The sequence below is a fragment of the Pajaroellobacter abortibovis genome, from assembly GCF_001931505.1.
Lineage (GTDB): Bacteria > Myxococcota_A > Polyangia > Polyangiales > Polyangiaceae > Pajaroellobacter > Pajaroellobacter abortibovis.
Window position 1 is genome coordinate 1,257,210 of record NZ_CP016908.1, and the last position, 18,070, is coordinate 1,275,279.

Below are 18,070 nucleotides of genomic sequence, written 5' to 3' on the forward strand. Positions count from 1 at the left end.
TTGATATGGAGGAACCTTCCCCTTCATAGCGATCAAAATCAAATAACCCTAATTAGCCCCCCCTTAATTCTATTTTCTCCATCCTGAGGGCCACTTTTCACCCTCATCCGGCTTTCTCCTGAGAAAAGACCGAAAAAGATCGTATAGGTGCCGGGTTTAAATTCAGGACCCAAACGGAATTCGTAATCATCAACTAAGACGTCTTCTGAAAGCCACAATTTCATCGGGTATTGATTCTGGAGAAGTGCGTGATCTCCATTATACCGACGACGATATCCATCAATATGGAGAAAAGCCTCCCAAGAAGTAGAGCGAAGGGGAGCCTTAAGTTGATAGTAGGTTTTCATGTGATATTCTTGAGTTGGCATAATCAAATCAACAAAAGTGCCATCTACTGCAGTGATGTCAAATCCTAAGACAACTAATTGATCATCTAGGTTAACATAAAGTGGATGCTGCGGTACAGGAGGAGCCAATAAAACCTGATTTTCTAATGGATTCCTATTAATTTCCTTTTTTTTTAAAAAAGAGGCGATCAGAAAAGCTTGCCCCTCTTGGCTCGCAATGACAGGGATATTGCTTTTCACTGGATGACCCCCGCGATAAAGCTGATTCAATTCAGATAGATAGTTCGCGCGGATGACTAGAAACCGACGCCCTTCCACTTTCTCAGAAATCCATGCATATGCCTTTTCAGTATCTGTAAAAAGAACAGGTTCTTCTCCTGCGTAGTAGACAGCAGCCCGCTCGTTCGTTCCAAGCAAACCCAGAGGCTCTGAACGGAACCGGATGGCTTGATAAGTTTGGAAGAGCACCTTAGGGGATACCTGTTGTAAAAGCGCTGGATAATAATCTAATTCCAATGCAAACGCAGAAAGAAGCCCTGCTAATACGACAGCAGCAAGCCTCTTGCCTTTTAATAATCCTTGGCTGACAAAACCAAGCAATAGAAACATCAGCCATCCAGCAGCCCCTGCGATAAGAAAAACCCCAACAATAGGGAGCCCCGCTTTCCATGTCACACCAAAGGCAAGGAGCGCAGGCGCGATAAAAAAGAGAGGAAATAGGCCGAAGAGAGCAACCCATCTCTCTGCTCTTTGGTTGGGCCGAATCATAGTATCAAACAACTGATGAATAGGCTCAAAACCTTTTTTCCATGTCCACTCTTTGGTCGATTGACCTTCAAAAATCCATACCCATAAATCTGATAAGAAAAGAGAGGCAAAAATAAATACTACCGGCAAAAAAGAAATCCATCCCATGTACAAAAGAGGAATACGGATAAGGGACGGAATGTTGAGCAACCACACCATCTTTATGGAAGTAGCGATTCCCATCACCACACTCACTAGAACAGCAAGCATTAAGAAGAGCTCATACCTTACCCCCAGGAATTCACCCCATGCATGACACAACATACAGAGGACATTCAAATAACGACGAGGAGAGAAAGGTACTCGTTCGACCCCCCCCTCTACCCAACTCAAGAGAACAAAGCCAGCAAAAGCAATCAGAATTCCCCCCCATAATAGCTGAGAATGGAACACAAAAGAATCTGGAAATGGGATTGATTGAACCGTCCATGCCTGATATGTTTTTTCTGGGAATTGTATAAAATCGTGAAGCAGAAGTGCAGCAACAAAAACTGCCCCTATTCCCAGAGCAATGGAAGGAGAAGCTCCTTGCTCTCCATCTCGCAAAACAACTCCACAGGAAGCGGCCAGAAGGGCTATGCCTGTAAAAGCCATCAAAGAGGTAAAGGGGGCCAAGTAGGCGTGCATCCCGAAAGCTACTACCGTCCCAATCATTAATGCAGCTCTTCCTGCCATCTGGCGCTCTCGATCTGCTGAGAGCACACCTTCCGGTAGGATGAAAAGACGCCCCAACGCAAAAGGGATCAACACACTCCACGGAGCAAGAGCAGCCCCTAAATGCCCTATATAATAATCAAACGTCGTATATTTAGAAGGAGGCTGATAGGCTGTTCCCATCCATTTAAAAAGATCCCCTTCCCCTTGATGGAGAGAATAGAATCCCCTTCCCAGGATCACCAGAGTCCCTATCAGAAGAGCTCCCGCCAGCAGCTCTTTAACTCTACTGTATCGCCTGTCATCCCGTGTCCATCTCCACAACCACCACGTGATGGCATTCGCCGCCAAAGGGACCCCAACCCCCAGCATGATTCCATTGCTTTTCAAACCGGCATAGAGGCCTATTGCAGCTAAAAAAAGCCATTTTCCACAGAAGATCCAACCTCTTTCCCTTTCTAGAGGAGAAGCAAATAAAAGCACACTGATTCCACCGAAAGACATGGCAAAGCTGCTCATGGGGACGATCCCTGTTAGCATCGACCGCGCATGAACAAAATAAAGAGGCATTGTGGCCAAGGAAATTGCGGCATACATACCAGCTCGAGTATCAAAAAGGCGAGCAACAAAGCTATAGGTTGTCATCACTCCAGCAAGCCCCCACACAGCAAGAGGGAAACGCCCAGCCCACTCGGAAAGACCAAACATCTTGAAACCAAGAGCTACAGATAAAAAAGGCAAGTTCGACTGAGCAGGAGAACTCTCTGGATGTAAAGAAAGGTCAAGAACTTGAAGAAGAAAAGAAGTTAACGGATAGATGCCAGCAATAGGACGTGCAAGTTCTGCTGTATTTAATTCATGCGGATCCCACAGCCCCACGCTCGACAAGGGCGGAAAACAGAAAAAGAGAGCAACCGTAACTAGTAATACCCATGTGACAGGCGAAAATAACCCTTTCTTATTGTTTTCCTGCACGTAAGTGGTCTCATCAGAATGAGAAGAAAAAGCTTGAGCATGATAAAGTGGTGTATTGTCCATATCTTTATGCGAATTCATCAGTCGAATGGCTCAACGAGATGATAGTATAATCCATGTTGTTCTCAAATTCTTAGATTTTTGAGAAGGTTGCCTGCTTATTTCCCTCTATCTCTCATGACCCATTGTCCCATCCTGATTCAACGAGCTGGTCGTATTGCTCTTTTAGGACAACCCAACGTAGGGAAGAGTACCCTTTTCAATGCTCTGATGGAGTTCCCTCTAGCCATTACCAGCCGTTGCCCTCAAACAACACGCGATTCCCTTATAAGGATTAGGGAATGGAAAGACGCTCAGCTGGTTTTAGTCGACACACCTAGAGTACACCAGTCAAAGACCAAATTAGGCGATTGGATGAATTGCACAGCAAAATCCATCTCGAATGTGCAGATGTCATTTTATTAGTAACAGCCATCCCTCACACAGGGAAGTCAAACGTAGATCAGATCACCCCCCCTCCCTCATCCAGATATTCACCGCAAGGTCCCCTCCTTCCTCGTCATTAATAAGGTCGACCTGCTCTCCGAGAAGTCTTTCACGCTTCCCCTGATCGACGCCTATACTGAGCATTTCTCCTTCGACGAAGTCGTCCCTCTCAGTGCACGTCGACATGCTTTTCGGGATCCCATGCTCTCCCTCATCAGCCAGTACCTCCCTTCAAGCCCTCCTCTTTTTGAAAGGGATCAACTTTCAGATAGGCCTTTCCGCTTCTTCGCAGCCGAATTTGTACGAGAACAGCCTCAAGCTCTATGATGAAATTCCGTATGGAGTGGCTGTTAAAGTAGAGGAGTTCGAAGAAAAGGAAACTTGTGCTTTGCTAAGCATACAGATCTTTGTTAACCGAGAATCTCATAAAAAAATGATTATTGGACAAGGAGGATCGCTCCTCAAGAGGATTGGCACAGATGCGCGTAAACGATTGGAAGAACTGCTAGGAAAACAAGTGATGATGTGTCTTCAAGTGCAGCTTTCCCCTTTCTGGTACAATGATGAGGAACGGCTCCGCGCGATGGGCTATACCCCTCATTGAATCAATTACCTCAATCATTCTCCCTTTTTCTTTCCTCTACACAAGTGAATAGTATGATGCCCCTGTTTACTGCTCCTGTCGTAGCCATTATAGGACGTCCCAATGTTGGGAAAAGCACGCTCTTTAATAGGCTTGCTAAAAAGAACCTCGCCCTTACTTACAACAAGCCAGGCGTAACACGCGATCGTCATTACGCTCACGTTTTTTCCTGTGGCCGGCCTTATCACCTCGTGGATACAGGAGGCTATGATCCAGATCGCAGAGAGGAAGGGCAAGTTGGAATCCGGTTTCATATCGAACAAACCTTTCAAGAAGCTCATGTAATCTTATTCGTAGGGGAGGCTACAACAGAACTGACACACGTCGATCAAAGTGTTGTCCAATGGATACGCTCCAGCGGCAAGCCCTCTTTGTTTGTCATGAACAAAGCAGACTCACCTAAAGACGAAGCCAATGCCTTGATGCTCTATCGGCTCGGCGTCAAACAGGTTCACCCCATCAGCGCTCTCCATGGGCGCGGCATTGGAGAGTTAGAAGCAGCCCTTGCTTCTCTCCTATCCCAAGAACCTCTTTCCCATGAAGATCAATCTTCTTCCTCTCCTGCCCCCCCCCGAATTGTCCTTGCAGGCCGACCCAATGCAGGAAAATCGAGCCTCATTAACAAAATTGTAGGGACCGAAAGGATGCTGGTCGATCCTCGTCCAGGAACCACCCGAGATGCTATCGATACTGTCATTACCTATGGAGGCAAGACGTACACCTTCATTGATACTGCAGGGATTCGGAGAAAAAGCCGAGTCACCAAAACAAGCGACCCAATTGAAACGCTAAGCGTTTCACGCGCCATCCATAATTTGCAACATGCCCATCTTGTCGTCCTTTTGTGTGATGCATTTGAAGGGACGTATGAGCAGGATGCAAAAATTCTAGGGCTCGCACTCGAGCGCGGACGCGCTGTCGTACTGGCTCTTAATAAATGCGATCTGCTCTCAAAGTCCAACCGCCAAAAAGCCTTTTCAAATGCAAAAGAAAAATTAGCATTTGCCCCTTACATCCCTTCCGTATTTATCAGCGCGCGAACGGGGCAAGGTGTTAAACAGCTATTCAAAAAGATTGATCATGTCCATCAAGAGTTCCACAAGAGGGTATCGACGGGGATGCTCAATCGTTTCTTTGAAAAGGTCCTTAAGCAAAGTTCCCCCCCTCCCCACCAAGGGAAAGCACCACGTCTTTATTACATTACACAAGCCGAGGTTGCCCCTCCTACTTTCATTGTTATTGCGAGCGCACCTTACGCCATCCACTTCTCTTACCAGCGATTTGTAACCAATCAGATACGGCAAGCATTCGGATTTGAAGGGGCTCCTATCCGGGTTTTTTACAAGGGAAGACGAAATACTTCTGAACCTGCCTAGCAACCACTACTGCAACTCCCAATCAATGGGATCAACAACTCAATGGTTCTTGAACAAGGTAAGAAGCCATTCTCGCAAGGAGGGAAAGTTCGCTGACATCGGAAGCGAGTTCAGGAATTCGGACAATAGGAGTCGGTATTGCATGCCCTGCTTCAAGCATTTTAACCCAACGCTCATCCAATTCAGACATTCGCTTTGCGTCCGCATATGCCCGCTTAAGTCGAACCACAGCCTTGTCTGAAAGAGAAATCCCTCTTTCTTTTCGATTCCATCCTTCTACATTTTTAATGACTTCGCACCAAGGCTCATCGGTGAAAAGTGGGTGAAAGCGATTAATCACAAATGCGCCACGGGGGATATTGAGTTTGATCAAGCGCTCCTCCAGATAAAGGATTTCTTTAATGCTTGCAGGAGAAGGAGATGTAATCAATAGAAAAGCAACCTCTGGATGGTGCAAGGTTTGGTAGAGTATCTCTGCACGTTCCTTAAACCCACCAAATAAATAGCGAGAGTATGATAAGAATTCCCCTATAGAAGCAAGAAATCCTTTTCCGATCACCGAGGCCATCACCTTGCACATCGCTGCGGCAGACCGAGCTAGCAAATCAAAAGATAAGGTTTTGGAAGGTTGCCACGCATCGATAAACCAACGTATGGCAGGTGATTCGAAGGCCTCAATAAGACGTTGTGGAGCTTCTAAAAATTCAAGTGCATTGGAAGTTGGAGGTGTATCCACAATGATCAAATCGTAGCGAGAGTCGTTCATTAAAGAAGCCAATTTTTGGACTGCCATATACTCATGAGTGCCCGCCAGCGAAGTAGAAACATACTGATACAGTTTATTTTTGAGGAGGGCACGCGCATACTCAGGATTTTTTGCGAACTGCACCACCATTTCATCAAACGTGCGTTTGGTATCCAACATCATTGCAGTTAAACTCCCTCGCACGTTCAACCCAGCTTCCTGAAAGAGATGCTCTTTAATTTTGACCGGTTCTGTCGAAACTGCAATACCGAGACTCTGGGCAAGCCGCTTTGCAGGATCGATCGTCATACATAGAACATGCCGCCCTCGCAGTGCAGCAGCCACTCCCAACGCAGCCGCTATCGTCGTTTTACCGACACCCCCACATCCTCCTGTAATCAATACGCGACGAGTCTCCAAAAGATGTGCAATCGGCGAAACATTCAAATTGTTTACCCCCTTCACCCTCTCAACTCATTCATATCTTCCCCTTCCGCAAGATTATCAAAACGGGCATATTCTCTATCGAAACGGACTTTGACAAACCCCGTAGGACCATTCCTTTGCTTAGCAATAATGAGTTCAGCAATCGATCGGACCGCATTCGTTTCTTTATTATAGTAGTCTTCCCGGTAAATAAAACAGATATTGTCAGCATCTTGTTCGATAGCCCCCGACTCACGCAAATCAGAGATTTGAGGGCGTTTTGACTTTTCACTTCGTGTCTCAACTGCCCGATTGAGCTGGGAAAGAGCGATCACAGGAAGGCTTAATTCTTTTGCCAGAGCTTTAAGACCTCTTGAAATCTCACTGATCTCCTGCTCGCGCGAGTTAATTCCATCACGTCCCTTCATCAGCTGGAGATAGTCAACAATGACCAGCCCAATTCGCTGGATCCGCTTACCACTTTCATCCATTTTATCATATTCAGCTTGCAAGCGACGGACCTTTGCCCGTAACTCAAGAAGGCTCAACGTCGGTGTATCATCCACCCAAATCGGAAGACGACCCAATTCCGCTGCAGCTTGTGTCAACCGGTTCCAATCTTCACGCGTCTGTCCACCCGCACGAAGTTTAGAAACATTCACTCTCGCTTCAGAACAGAGCATACGGTTTGCAATTTGTTCTCTAGGCATCTCCAGAGAAAAAACAAGAACCCCCCATCCTGGCTCTTCCCATCGCTGCTGGGTGTGAGGATCCTCATAAAAACGAGGACGGGCAACGTTCACACCGATATTGAGAGCAAGGCTTGTTTTTCCCATTCCAGGACGAGCAGCAAGGATCGTTAAGTCGCCCTGATGAAGACCTGCAGTCAGGCGATCATAACGGTCGAATCCGGTTGCGAGCCCTGTAATGCGCTCCCCTCGAGCAGACGCATCTGAAATTTGTTTAAAAGTCCGCTTCATAACATCAAGTAGTTTCTCTACTTGATTCGCACGTTGAGTGCGCGCAATCTCATAGACCGCTTGCTCGGCTTGATCAATAAAGCTCTGAGAATCTCCATAGTCCAAATAACCCTGAGCAGCCACTCGTTGGCAAGTCATAATCAGCTGCCGGATCCGCCATTTCTCATAAATCGTCTGCGCGTAAGAAGCAGCATTCACCAAAACAGGAGCAGCATTCAGCACCTCGGTGAGATAAGCCATCCCCCCGATCTGCTGGATCCGGTTTCTGCTTTTCAACCAGCTACCCACTTGCACAACATCCACAGGCTGCCCCACCGATTTAAGCTCTACACAAGCTTCAAAAATACGCCTGTGAGCCTCCGAATAGAAGTGCTCTGCTTTGAGGAATTCGAGCAATTTATCCAGTGTCGAACTGTCGATCATAATGGCAGAAAGAACAGCCGCTTCAACTTCCAGATCATGTGGAGGGATCCGACCTTCCACACTCGGAATATTGACTACCAACCGATGTTCTGCAGAGCGAACTTTTTCCACCACATAGCCTCAAGTACAAACGCCCCGACTAGTTTCCCAATCGAGGCGAATCACCACATCTACAAGAATTTCTAAATTACTTAGCAACTACTTCGATCTGAAGAGGCACGATCACTTCCGTATGAAGTTTTAACCGAACCACATGCAGACCGAGAGAGCGGATCGGCTCTTCAATATGGATCTTCTTCTTGTCGATTAAGAATCCATGATGTTTAAGAGCTACCTCAACATCCTTATTTGTAATAGAACCAAACAGCTTGCTGTCTTCCCCAACCTGTCGCGCAAGACGAATGTTGAAACCAACTATTTTTTCTGCCAGTGCTATCGCTTGCTGCCTGATCTTTTCCTGGCGTGCCAGGGCAACCGCTTTTTCATGCTCAATTCGATGAATAGCCCCTTCCGTGGCTAATACAGCGAGCTTTCGCGGAATCAGATAATTGCGAGCAAAGCCAGGGCGGACCTTCACAACATCTCCCGATTTCCACACTTTTCCAAAATTTTCTTGCATCACCACTTGAATCATCGAGGCCATGCTTTGTCCTCCTCAAATTGCAACAGCAAGCTACTCCCTAGGGCAGCCTAACTTAGCCAGTTATTTGCCTCCACTGAGAGACAGTAAATGGAAGCAACGCAATATTGCGGGCGCGTTTGATCGCCAACGTCACTTTGCGTTGGTGAAGCGCACAGTTGCCGTTGATCCGTCTAGGAATCACTTTTCCACGCTCGGAAATAAAATACCTTAATGCTTGCGGATCCTTGTAATCAATCAAGGCACTTTTATCAGAGCAATATTTGCACACTCTTTTTTTACCGTTACGCCGACGACCCAGCATGTCTCCACTCAAGTCAGGCACACGCCCCACATCCATTTCTTCATCCATGTTCATTTGTATACCCTTTGTTCTAAATGAGCTCACTTTTTACAGAGCCGACATTATTCCACAATTTCTTCCATTTCCTCTTCCCGCTCTTCATCGTCGCTCTCATCATCCTGATTCCGCATTTCTCTCGATTTCCAACGGCTACTTCCAGTGCTGACATTCCCCAAAAGACCAAGTGCTTTCTCCCTCGATTCTTTCTCTTCTTCCTCAGGAGGGAGTTCAAGACGACGCAATTTGATTTCTTCAGGATCAATCTGCAGCTCTACCTCTTTCACTTTTTCCTTCAACCGGATCGTCTGAAATTTCATGACAACCTCTTGAAGTTTAAAATGGTGCTCGAGCTCTTGTACAACAGGACCCTGCCCTACATATCGAACATAAATATACACACCACGCTTTTGTTTCTGGACTGGATAGGCCAACTTGCGACGTCCCCACGCCTCAACCTTGATGATCCTACCGTGATGCAGACCTATCATATCTGTAACGCGACTTTGGACTTTCTCCACCGTATCTGCATCGACATCAGGACGGAGCACATAGATTGTTTCATATTCCTTCAGAGATAAGCGGTGAGAATTATGAATGGGGTCAACAACAGAATTCATCCAGACTCTCCTTTCGGCAAAAGAGCGCAATGATCAAACTTCCGCTCTATAACGCCCACAGTTGTTTCATACTTCACAAATGAATGAATTCGACTTTGGGAAGGAAGAGCATCTGAGAGCAAGGCATCGGCTTTTCATCCTAAAAGGATAGAAAGGTTGCTTTTACCATACGAAGCTATAAATCTCAAGAGACATCTAATACGCAGATGTTTTCCCGTAGCTTGCGTGCGCCGCAGCGCGTTCACCGAGTTTCCTGTTTGAAAAGGCCTTCCTCGGCACCGTTCTCTAACATTCCGCACATCCGCTGCATTACCTGCTCCAGGATAGCTGGGATGCGCTGCCTCTCCTCCCCCCCAAATGACTGCAGCACGAAATCTGCCAGAGAACCAGAGAAGCCAGCAGGTGGTCGACCGATCCCTAAACGAATACGTGCAAAATCAGAGGAACCAAGATGTTGGATCAGACTCTGAATTCCTTTATGTCCAGCATGCCCCCCTCCATCCTTGATCCGAATTTCACCAAAAGGGATATCCAAATCATCATGAAGCACAAGCAAACAACGAGGCCGCAACTTTAAAAACCTGATAGCAGCCCCCACGCTTTCACCCGAGAGATTCATAAACGTCATTGGCCTTAAGACAGCGAGCTCCTTCCCCTGCCACGTCTGCTTTGCCCAATCACCATTAAATTTATGCTGATACGGAGCAAAATTCGTTTCACGGCAGAAGAAATCAACTGCCTGAAATCCAAAATTGTGACGCGTGTGAACATAAGAAGGGCCTGGATTGCCAAGGCCAACAATCAAAAATCGCTGCATTCTTCCATTCTAATGGTAGAGAAAAAGAGCAATCATTTCTTTTTCTCTTTTGCAACAACAGCCTTACTATCCTTGCTCTCTCCCCCTTTTGCAGCCACCTCTCCAGCAGGAGCTCCTGGGACTTCAAACTCACCAACCTGATTGCGCGTTGGAGGAATGATAGCAATAATTGTCTGATCCGCAGGCAACCGAATCATAATGTCGCCTTCTAATTCTAAGTCCTTTGTTGAGATATGCTCATTCAAATTAAGAGCAGAGATATCGACATGCAAACATGGCGGGATTTGAGCAGGAAAACAGCGTGCTGGTAAATAGCGATACACTTGGTGAACGACCCCTCCCATCGTTACTCCATACGCCTTGCCCACAGGAATAAGAGGAAGCTCCACATCTACTGGCTCATCCAGACGAACTTGTACGAAATCGACATGCTCTAGCATCCGAGAAACAGGATGATAACTGTAGTCACGGATCATCACAATCAATTCCTCAGCCCCTTCAAGCAGCAAGCGAATCACCGTATTCATCCCGCGCTCGCTCTTCAAGATATGGAGCATGTCCTTCGGAGAGACAGCAAGACACGTGGGGGAAAGCCCTTTCCCATAAGCAATGGCTGGGATCTGTTGTTGAGCGCGTAGCCTACGGGCATGCTCCTTCCCTTTTGTAGAGCGCAGCATGACAGGAAGAGATATAATTGAGTCAGAAAGACGGGCCACAGTTGAGTTCATAGACTCCTCGTTCTACGTTGGCAGCTATAGACAAACTACCCCTTTCTTCAAAGGGTGTCCACCGTGAGAGCAAAATCTTGTTCCAAAAGAAAAAACATTTCCTTACCAGAAATTCTTTTTTTTTCTCTAAAAAAAATTCTCATTTTCTTCTTTTCTATCGATCAGCATCTTCATTTATTCTTCTTGTCATGCAAGCCTGTCTCGCTGGATAACTCAGCCATTTCGATCACTTCATTCGAATAAAGAACTCACAGAATCAAACTGATGAATCCTCTTGATTGCTTCCCCTAGCAAAGGAGCGATGTCCACTTGTTTCATTTTCTTACAAGCTTGCGCACTGCTTGATAATGGAATCGTATTCGTCACCACTACCTCATCCAATGGAGAGCAATCAATCCGTTCGATCGCAGGGCCTGACAAAACCCCATGGGTAGCAACTACTACCACACTTGTCGCACCATGATCCACAAGTGCTTGAGCTGCATTGCACAAGGTACCTGCCGTATCGATCATATCATCAACAATGACACAAGTTCGACCTTGCACATCGCCAATCAAGTGCACCACCTCACTCACATTCGCTCGCTCACGCCGTTTATCAATAATCGCCAACTGCGCGTTAAGTCGTTTGGAGTAAGCCCGAGCGCGCTCCACTCCTCCCGCATCAGGCGAGACAAACACAGCTGTTGAATCGAATTTCTGATAGAGATAATCCTGTAAAAAAGCAGGCATCGCATACAGATGATCAAAGGGAATATTAAAAAAACCTTGGATCTGACCCGCATGCAAGTCCATAGAAACGACACGAGAGACTCCTGCGGTTTGGATCAAATCAGCAATCAGTTTGGAAGTAATAGGAGTACGAGGAGCCACCTTGCGATCTTGCCTTGCATATCCATAGTATGGAATCACTGCTGTAATGGATCCAGCTGAAGCACGTCTCAACGCATCAGCAATGATCAGGAATTCCATGATATGATCGTTTACAGGACTGCAAGTGGGTTGGATAATATAGGCATCTACCCCACGAACATTTTCTCCTATTTCGCAGAAATATTCCCCATCGCTAAAACGATGGATCCGCAGTGGAGACAAGGACATTTGAAGATAGCGAGCGATAGCCTCCGCGAGAGGCTGGTTAGCTTGACCAGCAAACAGGCTAATTTTTTTCACAGCTCATTTCCTAATTCTAAGGAGACTACCAGCAGCAAGATATCCAGAACGCCGCTTTACTGAAGAAAACAGCAAGACGTCAACCACCTTCTCAGAACTTCCACGACGCTAGATCAGAATACCATTTACAAGGTAGTTTTTCCGCTTTCTCTCTATTCCCTTAACAAGGGATTGAATCGACCAGAAACTGATCATAGATGCTCTAGATTGGCTTTTTGTCCAGCCATTTAACGCGAGCACTGAGCCAATTCTGCATGATTACCAAATCATCCTCTAAAAAAACATGTTCGCAAGAAAGAGACTACCGAGTAAATTCTCGAGCGTAAACACTATTGTGGACAAGCTCATCACAGGGTAACTACATCCCACAACGGATATATTGATCATCCCAGCAATAACAAGGAACTACAAGCAGTATGAAATAAAAAGTGACTTTTCTATAGAAAACCACGAATCAATTCCTAAGTTCTGAATTTCACTTATCTTTATGGATAGCTTTTGCTTACTTTATTTCTCTTTTCGAAACGCAGAAAAAAAAGATAAGTAAAGTAATCCATGTCTGTGAGCAGTGAGCACGAAGCACTAGTGGCTTTATTGCGTTTACACCCTCAAGTCGTGCTCGTGCTGGGATATCCCCAGCAGCAATTCCCCTTTCAGATCCCTCCGCAGGCTCGCGTTGTCCAGGACTCGGATATACTTACACAAGTTCCCCCCGTGAATTACATGCAGCTCTCATCCTGACCCTCCAAAATGAAAAAGGGGAGCTACTTCTAGTGATCGTCACAAAAATTTTGCGCACAGCAGACTCGCAGAAAGCAACGAGCTGGCCTATCTATTTGCTTCACCTACAGAAACGCCTTGGATGTAAAATCTGTCTGGTTATCTTTGCGTTAGATGAGGAAGTTCTACGCTAGATTCAAAATCTCATCCGCCGCATCGTTCCAACCTGTATTCCATGCCATCATAAGACCTAAGCCTTTAGATGGGTCCTCCTCCACTGAAGATTCCGACTCTGCTTAGAGCCTTACCTGTGCTCTTGACGCTTATATACTTCTCAGGCAGCTAGATATCACAAAGCAAGATGATTGTATTGAAACATTATTTCTAGCCCTTCCTCTGCACCTGCGGAGTGTATGGAGGAACAAGAAGAAATGTTAGCAAGCATGGGCGATTACATCACCACCCCATTCGCCAAAAAAATCTTTCAACATGGCAAAGCTTCTGGCAAAACTCAAGGAAAAGCAGAAGGAGTACTCTATGAAGGAGCACAAGCTATCTTCTTAACTGTCAAGCGAGAGGGTTAGAAATTCCTACTCCACTCAAAAAGCGAATACTCGCTTGTACCGACATCAGCCAGCTCTACAGACGGATACAAAAAGCCATTACCATCGATACACCTACTATACTTTTTGACGAATCCTTCAGCAAAAATCATTAAAACACAGAATTCATCGTATTCTGTAATGAAGGGGGTGTACTCTTCTGCTTGACTTTAAGCCATTCGATTTTTACCTAAGATACCATGTGTATTTATCATGTAGGCACAATTTTTTGTTAAATCCGTCTCAACCTCTGGATGCCTCTTGCGCTCAGGCTATGCTTACTTACTTTTTTAAAATGCATGAGGAGCAAGCACATTGAATATGAAGAGGTAATAGTAACATAAGCAAAGAGCCGAACCAAAAAGCTTTTGTGGGCACAACAGGTATCGAACCTGTGACTTCGACCGTGTGAAGGTCGCACTCTACCGCTGAGTTATGTGCCCTAACAGTCTTTTTTATTAGCGCATCTCCTCTCTGATAGCAAGATGAGAACACAGGATTCCACCCCTTCAGACAAGAATACAAATTCCATCCACTTGTTGTGTCCAAGCAATCAGGATATGGAACTAATAAATAGATGAACCCATCCTTACTGTAGATGCAGTGGTACCAGACAGCGATGTTTGAATGCGCTGCCAGAGCAGATCCTGCCCCTCTCCACTGATAGAGCTAATCCCCACCCATTTTTGTGGGAACTGCTTGTAAAGCACTCGCATAGCAAGCTTGCGCTTTGCGAATGCGAGTTTATCCAATTTCGTCGCAACAGGGATCAGGGCAATGGGGGGTAGTCCCGGTTCGCGCGCTTCTTGAATAAATGAAATCAGCGCTTCTTCTTCCTCTTTGATCCCTCGACGCACATCAACCAATAAAATAAGAGCGCGCAAATTGGCCCTGGAAGAGAGATACGACTCAAGCAGCGGACCCCATGTGGCTTTTTCTGTTTTGGAAACATGGGCATATCCATAACCGGGCAGATCGACAAACCGAACCGCATCTCCGTCCTGCCTCTGAACTGCAAAGAAGTGGATGTGGCGAGTACAGCCAGGTTTCTTGCTCACTCGAGCCAAATCTTTGCGTTCCATCATTCTATTGAGCAAGCTTGACTTCCCCACATTGGACCGACCTGCAAACGCAACCTCATCCTCCATAGGAGGGAGAAGATCTTTAGGGGAAGCAACACCTGCCAGAAAAACCGCTTTTTTAACGATCATGAAACGGAGAAGAGCGGATTGATAGGAAAGGAATTCGGCGCATAAGCATCCTGGCCACCGGAGTCAGTTCTGAAACACCGAGCAACCAGCAAGCTCCCAAAAAGAGAAGGCCAAACAGACCAACACCTATTATAGCATGGAGAATTGTCCATGTCGATGGGATCTTCGCGCTCACCCAACAACAGATCCCCCACGCTCCTCCTCCGGCTACAGCAGAAGCTTGGAGAATGCGGAGCGCTGAATGTATCACCTCTTTCCACGGAAATTGTTTAAATCGAACCCCCAAACACAGGCAAAGAAAAACCATCTGAAAGAGGCTGGCACCAACTACTGCTGCACTGACACCGCAGTGCCCCATGGGCCCTTTGAGAAGACTTGCTAATCCAAAAAAAACAAGAAAATCAAGAGCACTGATCAAAATAGGTGTTTTCGTGTCTTCAAGGGCGTGGAATAAAGGGATCACCTGCCGCACCACCACAACCATCCAAAGTCCCCCTCCCTGCCATGCAAGTGCCCGTGCTGTCTCGTGCATAGCCACCTGATCGAATTGCCCTCTCTGAAAAAGGGCTGCTGTAAAAGGCTCTGCGAGAACGACCAGCATCACACTAGCAGGGATAGCCACAGAAAGGACGAGACGCAGATTCGAAGAAAAGAGATGAACGAGCTGAGATAATTGGCCTGAACTCACCAACGTTGCCATCATTGGAAGAGAGGCACTTGTCAGAGCCATACCAAACACAGCTTGAGGCAGATCGCAAATTCGCATCGCCCACATAAAATAGCTTGGAGCTCCAATCCCAAGCTCTGACAAAAATCGACGTGAGAATAGGACATCGACGTAATACACTCCAACGCCAATCAACATCGGTCCTATCCGTCGAAAAAAAAGAGCAATTGTGGGCTCCCGAAAATCGAGCACAGGCTTCACCCAAAAGCCAAGCTGTCTCAGAGAGGGCCACTGACAAACCACTTGAAGAACTCCCCCCAAAAGAGCGCCAGTTCCCATTGCATAAGCCGGATCCAACCCTCTCGCATGAAGCCAAGGAGGAAGCAAAAATGCCGTCAACAGAAACGATATGTTGAGCCAAGAAGGGGCCAATGCAGAGGCTATAAAAGAGCGTTTCACCTGGAGGGCCGATGCATCCAACAAGCTAATACCCATCAAAAAAAGATAGGGAAAAACAAATCGAGTCATCGTGACAGTGCGCTCGAATTGGGATCCGTAGTCATGATAACCAGAAGCAAAAAGCTCACAAAGAGGCTCCGCGAAAAGCATCCCTCCCGCCGTTGTCACAGCCAATGCAAAGATGAAAAAACCCTTAAATCGAGCATAGACGAAACGCGTAGCATGCTCTCCTTCCCGAGTCATCTTTTGAGCTAGCAGAGGGACAACCGCACTGGACATCGCCCCTTCCCCCAACAACTGACGAAATGTATTAGGGATCGTAAAAGCGACAAAAAAAATATCCGTATCTTGACGACGAAAGAGAGCCGCTAGTGCAATATCCCGTCCAAGACCCAACACGCGGGAAAGCAATGTCCCTACACTGAGAATACCTGCCCCCTTCAAAACTTCAGCACGATTTTTATCCGTCATGACGCACTCTTAAGGGCAAACTCCTCCGGACAAGACCCTTCACTCGGTCCTGGTTCTTGCTCCTTGTTCTTTGCAAGGAGGGCACTGACAGAGAGTCCGCAAATAGGGGAAAGAGTAGATCCCACTCCCATGCCCATCCACCCACTCCAGCAGCAAAGCATAATTGCCAATCACTTCAATGCGCATCAGCTCGCATTGAAAATCAGAAGGGGGTACAAACTTGATCGTACCGGAATGACCTTGACATCCCGCACATGGACAACAGCCCCGTAAAATCGTATGAGGATAGATTCCTCGATGGCCATCCCCCCACTCGATCTCAGTAAAACGCCCCCCTTTGGGGGAGTAGACTGTTTTACATTTAAAACAGCGAGGGGTTCCCATTCCTATCATAACGATAGCCCCATATGAGCTTTAAAAACAGCATAAATTAGGTTGAGCAGTTCGTCGATCTGCCCGGGAGAAAGCTCGAGATGCTGACCTAACTGAAGTTGAATACATGCCATCCGAGTGGAGCTCTCCATGAGACGTCCTCCTCCCCCACATGAGGTGCAGAGAAGTCCCCCCTTAATGACATCAACCGTAGCCTTTTTTGCAGGACCACATGGTTTTTGACATCGAACACAACGCTCGAGCTCCAGTCGGTATCCTGTATGGACTAATAAACGAAACATCAAATGAACTAACTCCAGAAATGGGGAAGAAGAAGGCTTATCAAGTGTATCGAGCCATTCTTCGAGAAGATTCCAAATAATAGGGTCTGGAAGATGAAAAGGGGATAAGCAACGAATCCATCTCAATGCAGTCCCTCCTGCTTGTAATGCACTGAGATGAGATAAAATACCACTCCTGGCTCGCAAAAGGGAGGCCTCCCCTAAAAGCATTAGGGAATCCGTAGAAGGTCCCTTCTGTTTCACTAGAATCTCTAAGGTGTGAAAAGCTTCTAAAACACCCCCGTAGCGCTTGATACTCTTCCTCCCTCCAGGGACCAATACGCTAATTCGCCCCTCTTTCTGAGTGAAGAAGGTAACCATCAGACCATTTTCTCCATGCTCCAAACGGCGAAGTAGCAAGGCTGGAGTCAAAAACTGGTCTGCCAACATGTCTCCTTCTTTCCGCCCCGCTTTCCTTGAGCAGAAGTTGATCCCGTATCCGCTTAACCCCACCCGAGCTCACGGGATACAATCCAACCGCTATTCTCAAGATGGTAGGAAAGCTCAACAGGCATATCGTATCCACGCGGTTTGAGAACGATGGAAAGCGCAAGGACAAACAAAGTCAGAAGGAGCACAAAAGCAATCGCGAGCCCAAAACGGCGATTGTGTTCTTCCCCCTGAGATTGAAAGGGTGCCACCACTGGCAGAGGGGTCAAACAAACGATCGGCCTTCCCTCTGTATAACGCTCCACAATCTCTGAGGGGGAAAGCCCCACGGCAGAAGCGTATACCTTCAAGAAACCTCGAACAAACACCTCTCCTGGAAGCTCATTGAAATGGTCATTTTCAATTGCCTCCAGGAAATGAAGAGGGATACGGGTTAGTCGAGCAACTTCCACGATATGCATTTGCTTAGCAGTGCGATGTTGCTTCAAAAAACTTCCCAGGGACTGCGAACTCACCAATTCACCTCTAAACACCTGTGCGAAGAGGGGGACTCGAACCCCCACGCCGGTCAAAGCGCTAGCACCTCAAGCTAGTGCGTCTACCAATTCCGCCACCTTCGCTCGCATCCATTTCTAGGCATCATCCGAGCCCAGGAAC

Annotated in this window: 20 protein-coding genes and 2 tRNA genes; 5 read left to right on the top strand and 17 right to left on the bottom strand. The window is 46.8% G+C overall.

Annotation, left to right across the window (positions count from 1 at the left end):
- Positions 1 to 38 precede the first annotated feature (38 nt).
- Complete coding sequence (locus BCY86_RS06270) at positions 39 to 2,864, bottom strand: ArnT family glycosyltransferase (RefSeq protein WP_083604233.1); 2,826 nt, start codon at positions 2,862 to 2,864, stop codon at positions 39 to 41.
- Positions 2,865 to 2,933: 69 nt separating this feature from the next.
- Here BCY86_RS06270 and BCY86_RS06275 point away from each other — a divergent pair, with 69 nt between their 5' ends.
- Positions 2,934 to 3,248 (top strand): GTPase, encoded by a 315-nt coding sequence (locus BCY86_RS06275; protein ID WP_075276972.1) that lies wholly within the window; start codon positions 2,934 to 2,936, stop codon positions 3,246 to 3,248.
- 42 nt (positions 3,249 to 3,290) lie between these two features.
- On the opposite strand, the gene BCY86_RS09810 is transcribed toward BCY86_RS06275, so the two are convergent.
- On the bottom strand, positions 3,291 to 3,455 hold the full coding sequence (locus BCY86_RS09810; RefSeq protein ID WP_156865117.1) for a hypothetical protein: 165 nt from the start codon (positions 3,453 to 3,455) through the stop codon (positions 3,291 to 3,293).
- On the opposite strand from BCY86_RS09810, the gene BCY86_RS06280 reads away from it, so the two are divergent.
- Positions 3,454 to 3,873, top strand: a complete 420-nt coding sequence (locus BCY86_RS06280) for a KH domain-containing protein (protein ID WP_075276973.1) — start codon at positions 3,454 to 3,456, stop codon at positions 3,871 to 3,873. The genes BCY86_RS09810 and BCY86_RS06280 overlap by 2 nt on opposite strands.
- A gap of 53 nt (positions 3,874 to 3,926) precedes the next feature.
- Positions 3,927 to 5,288, top strand: coding sequence for a ribosome biogenesis GTPase Der (gene der, locus BCY86_RS06285; RefSeq protein ID WP_156865118.1), 1,362 nt, complete (start codon positions 3,927 to 3,929; stop codon positions 5,286 to 5,288).
- 31 nt (positions 5,289 to 5,319) lie between these two features.
- Here der and BCY86_RS06290 read toward each other — a convergent pair whose 3' ends face one another.
- From BCY86_RS06290 to BCY86_RS06325, 8 genes are all read right to left on the bottom strand, one after another.
- Entirely contained in the window at positions 5,320 to 6,480 is a 1,161-nt protein-coding gene (locus BCY86_RS06290; protein WP_172824823.1) for an ArsA family ATPase, read from the bottom strand.
- Between the two features lie 14 nt (positions 6,481 to 6,494).
- Positions 6,495 to 7,973, bottom strand: a complete 1,479-nt coding sequence (dnaB, locus tag BCY86_RS06295) for a replicative DNA helicase (protein ID WP_245776211.1) — start codon at positions 7,971 to 7,973, stop codon at positions 6,495 to 6,497.
- 76 nt (positions 7,974 to 8,049) lie between these two features.
- Positions 8,050 to 8,505, bottom strand: coding sequence for a 50S ribosomal protein L9 (rplI, locus tag BCY86_RS06300; RefSeq protein ID WP_075276974.1), 456 nt, complete (start codon positions 8,503 to 8,505; stop codon positions 8,050 to 8,052).
- 52 nt (positions 8,506 to 8,557) lie between these two features.
- Entirely contained in the window at positions 8,558 to 8,842 is a 285-nt protein-coding gene (gene rpsR, locus BCY86_RS06305) for a 30S ribosomal protein S18 (protein ID WP_245776275.1), read from the bottom strand.
- A 65-nt stretch (positions 8,843 to 8,907) separates the two neighbouring features.
- Complete coding sequence (gene rpsF, locus BCY86_RS06310; RefSeq protein WP_075276975.1) at positions 8,908 to 9,462, bottom strand: 30S ribosomal protein S6; 555 nt, start codon at positions 9,460 to 9,462, stop codon at positions 8,908 to 8,910.
- Positions 9,463 to 9,703: 241 nt separating this feature from the next.
- Positions 9,704 to 10,279, bottom strand: coding sequence for an aminoacyl-tRNA hydrolase (pth, locus tag BCY86_RS06315; RefSeq protein ID WP_075276976.1), 576 nt, complete (start codon positions 10,277 to 10,279; stop codon positions 9,704 to 9,706).
- A gap of 32 nt (positions 10,280 to 10,311) precedes the next feature.
- Complete coding sequence (locus tag BCY86_RS06320) at positions 10,312 to 11,007, bottom strand: 50S ribosomal protein L25 (protein WP_083604236.1); 696 nt, start codon at positions 11,005 to 11,007, stop codon at positions 10,312 to 10,314.
- A 231-nt stretch (positions 11,008 to 11,238) separates the two neighbouring features.
- On the bottom strand, positions 11,239 to 12,180 hold the full coding sequence (locus BCY86_RS06325) for a ribose-phosphate diphosphokinase (protein ID WP_075276977.1): 942 nt from the start codon (positions 12,178 to 12,180) through the stop codon (positions 11,239 to 11,241).
- Between the two features lie 555 nt (positions 12,181 to 12,735).
- Between BCY86_RS06325 and BCY86_RS06330 the strand changes: the two genes are divergently transcribed.
- On the top strand, positions 12,736 to 12,921 hold the full coding sequence (locus BCY86_RS06330; RefSeq protein ID WP_075276978.1) for a hypothetical protein: 186 nt from the start codon (positions 12,736 to 12,738) through the stop codon (positions 12,919 to 12,921).
- A 410-nt stretch (positions 12,922 to 13,331) separates the two neighbouring features.
- Complete coding sequence (locus BCY86_RS09815) at positions 13,332 to 13,484, top strand: hypothetical protein (protein WP_156865119.1); 153 nt, start codon at positions 13,332 to 13,334, stop codon at positions 13,482 to 13,484.
- A gap of 389 nt (positions 13,485 to 13,873) precedes the next feature.
- Here BCY86_RS09815 and BCY86_RS06335 read toward each other — a convergent pair.
- From BCY86_RS06335 to BCY86_RS06365, 7 genes are all read right to left on the bottom strand, one after another.
- Positions 13,874 to 13,945 (bottom strand) — tRNA-Val (locus BCY86_RS06335).
- Positions 13,946 to 14,068: 123 nt separating this feature from the next.
- Complete coding sequence (gene yihA / locus BCY86_RS06340) at positions 14,069 to 14,713, bottom strand: ribosome biogenesis GTP-binding protein YihA/YsxC (RefSeq protein ID WP_075276979.1); 645 nt, start codon at positions 14,711 to 14,713, stop codon at positions 14,069 to 14,071.
- On the bottom strand, positions 14,703 to 16,310 hold the full coding sequence (gene murJ / locus BCY86_RS06345; RefSeq protein WP_075276980.1) for a murein biosynthesis integral membrane protein MurJ: 1,608 nt from the start codon (positions 16,308 to 16,310) through the stop codon (positions 14,703 to 14,705). The genes yihA and murJ overlap by 11 nt, the downstream gene beginning before the upstream one ends.
- A 39-nt stretch (positions 16,311 to 16,349) precedes the next feature.
- A complete protein-coding gene (locus BCY86_RS06350) occupies positions 16,350 to 16,703 on the bottom strand; it encodes a gamma-butyrobetaine hydroxylase family protein (protein ID WP_083604237.1) in 354 nt (117 codons plus the stop codon).
- Positions 16,700 to 17,413, bottom strand: a complete 714-nt coding sequence (recO, locus tag BCY86_RS06355; RefSeq protein WP_075276981.1) for a DNA repair protein RecO — start codon at positions 17,411 to 17,413, stop codon at positions 16,700 to 16,702. The genes BCY86_RS06350 and recO overlap by 4 nt, the downstream gene beginning before the upstream one ends.
- Before the next feature lie 53 nt (positions 17,414 to 17,466).
- Positions 17,467 to 17,928 carry a helix-turn-helix domain-containing protein gene (locus BCY86_RS06360; RefSeq protein WP_245776212.1) on the bottom strand — a complete coding sequence of 154 codons (462 nt, stop codon included), beginning with the start codon at positions 17,926 to 17,928 and terminating at the stop codon, positions 17,467 to 17,469.
- A 21-nt stretch (positions 17,929 to 17,949) separates the two neighbouring features.
- Positions 17,950 to 18,033 (bottom strand) — tRNA-Leu (locus tag BCY86_RS06365).
- Positions 18,034 to 18,070 lie beyond the last annotated feature (37 nt).

What these genes read in the sequence shown, in the direction of transcription:
- BCY86_RS06270 (WP_083604233.1), bottom strand. Translation starts at nt 2,864, where the DNA reads ATGAATTCGCATAAAGATATGGACAATACACCACTTTATCATGCTCAA.
- BCY86_RS06280 (WP_075276973.1), top strand. Translation starts at nt 3,454, where the DNA reads ATGCTTTTCGGGATCCCATGCTCTCCCTCATCAGCCAGTACCTCCCTT.
- BCY86_RS09810 (WP_156865117.1), bottom strand. Translation starts at nt 3,455, where the DNA reads ATGTCGACGTGCACTGAGAGGGACGACTTCGTCGAAGGAGAAATGCTC.
- der (WP_156865118.1), top strand. Translation starts at nt 3,927, where the DNA reads ATGATGCCCCTGTTTACTGCTCCTGTCGTAGCCATTATAGGACGTCCC.
- rplI (WP_075276974.1), bottom strand. Translation starts at nt 8,505, where the DNA reads ATGGCCTCGATGATTCAAGTGGTGATGCAAGAAAATTTTGGAAAAGTG.
- rpsR (WP_245776275.1), bottom strand. Translation starts at nt 8,842, where the DNA reads ATGGATGTGGGGCGTGTGCCTGACTTGAGTGGAGACATGCTGGGTCGT.
- rpsF (WP_075276975.1), bottom strand. Translation starts at nt 9,462, where the DNA reads ATGAATTCTGTTGTTGACCCCATTCATAATTCTCACCGCTTATCTCTG.
- pth (WP_075276976.1), bottom strand. Translation starts at nt 10,279, where the DNA reads ATGCAGCGATTTTTGATTGTTGGCCTTGGCAATCCAGGCCCTTCTTAT.
- BCY86_RS06320 (WP_083604236.1), bottom strand. Translation starts at nt 11,007, where the DNA reads ATGAACTCAACTGTGGCCCGTCTTTCTGACTCAATTATATCTCTTCCT.
- BCY86_RS06330 (WP_075276978.1), top strand. Translation starts at nt 12,736, where the DNA reads ATGTCTGTGAGCAGTGAGCACGAAGCACTAGTGGCTTTATTGCGTTTA.
- BCY86_RS09815 (WP_156865119.1), top strand. Translation starts at nt 13,332, where the DNA reads ATGTTAGCAAGCATGGGCGATTACATCACCACCCCATTCGCCAAAAAA.
- yihA (WP_075276979.1), bottom strand. Translation starts at nt 14,713, where the DNA reads ATGATCGTTAAAAAAGCGGTTTTTCTGGCAGGTGTTGCTTCCCCTAAA.
- murJ (WP_075276980.1), bottom strand. Translation starts at nt 16,310, where the DNA reads ATGACGGATAAAAATCGTGCTGAAGTTTTGAAGGGGGCAGGTATTCTC.
- BCY86_RS06350 (WP_083604237.1), bottom strand. Translation starts at nt 16,703, where the DNA reads ATGATAGGAATGGGAACCCCTCGCTGTTTTAAATGTAAAACAGTCTAC.
- recO (WP_075276981.1), bottom strand. Translation starts at nt 17,413, where the DNA reads ATGTTGGCAGACCAGTTTTTGACTCCAGCCTTGCTACTTCGCCGTTTG.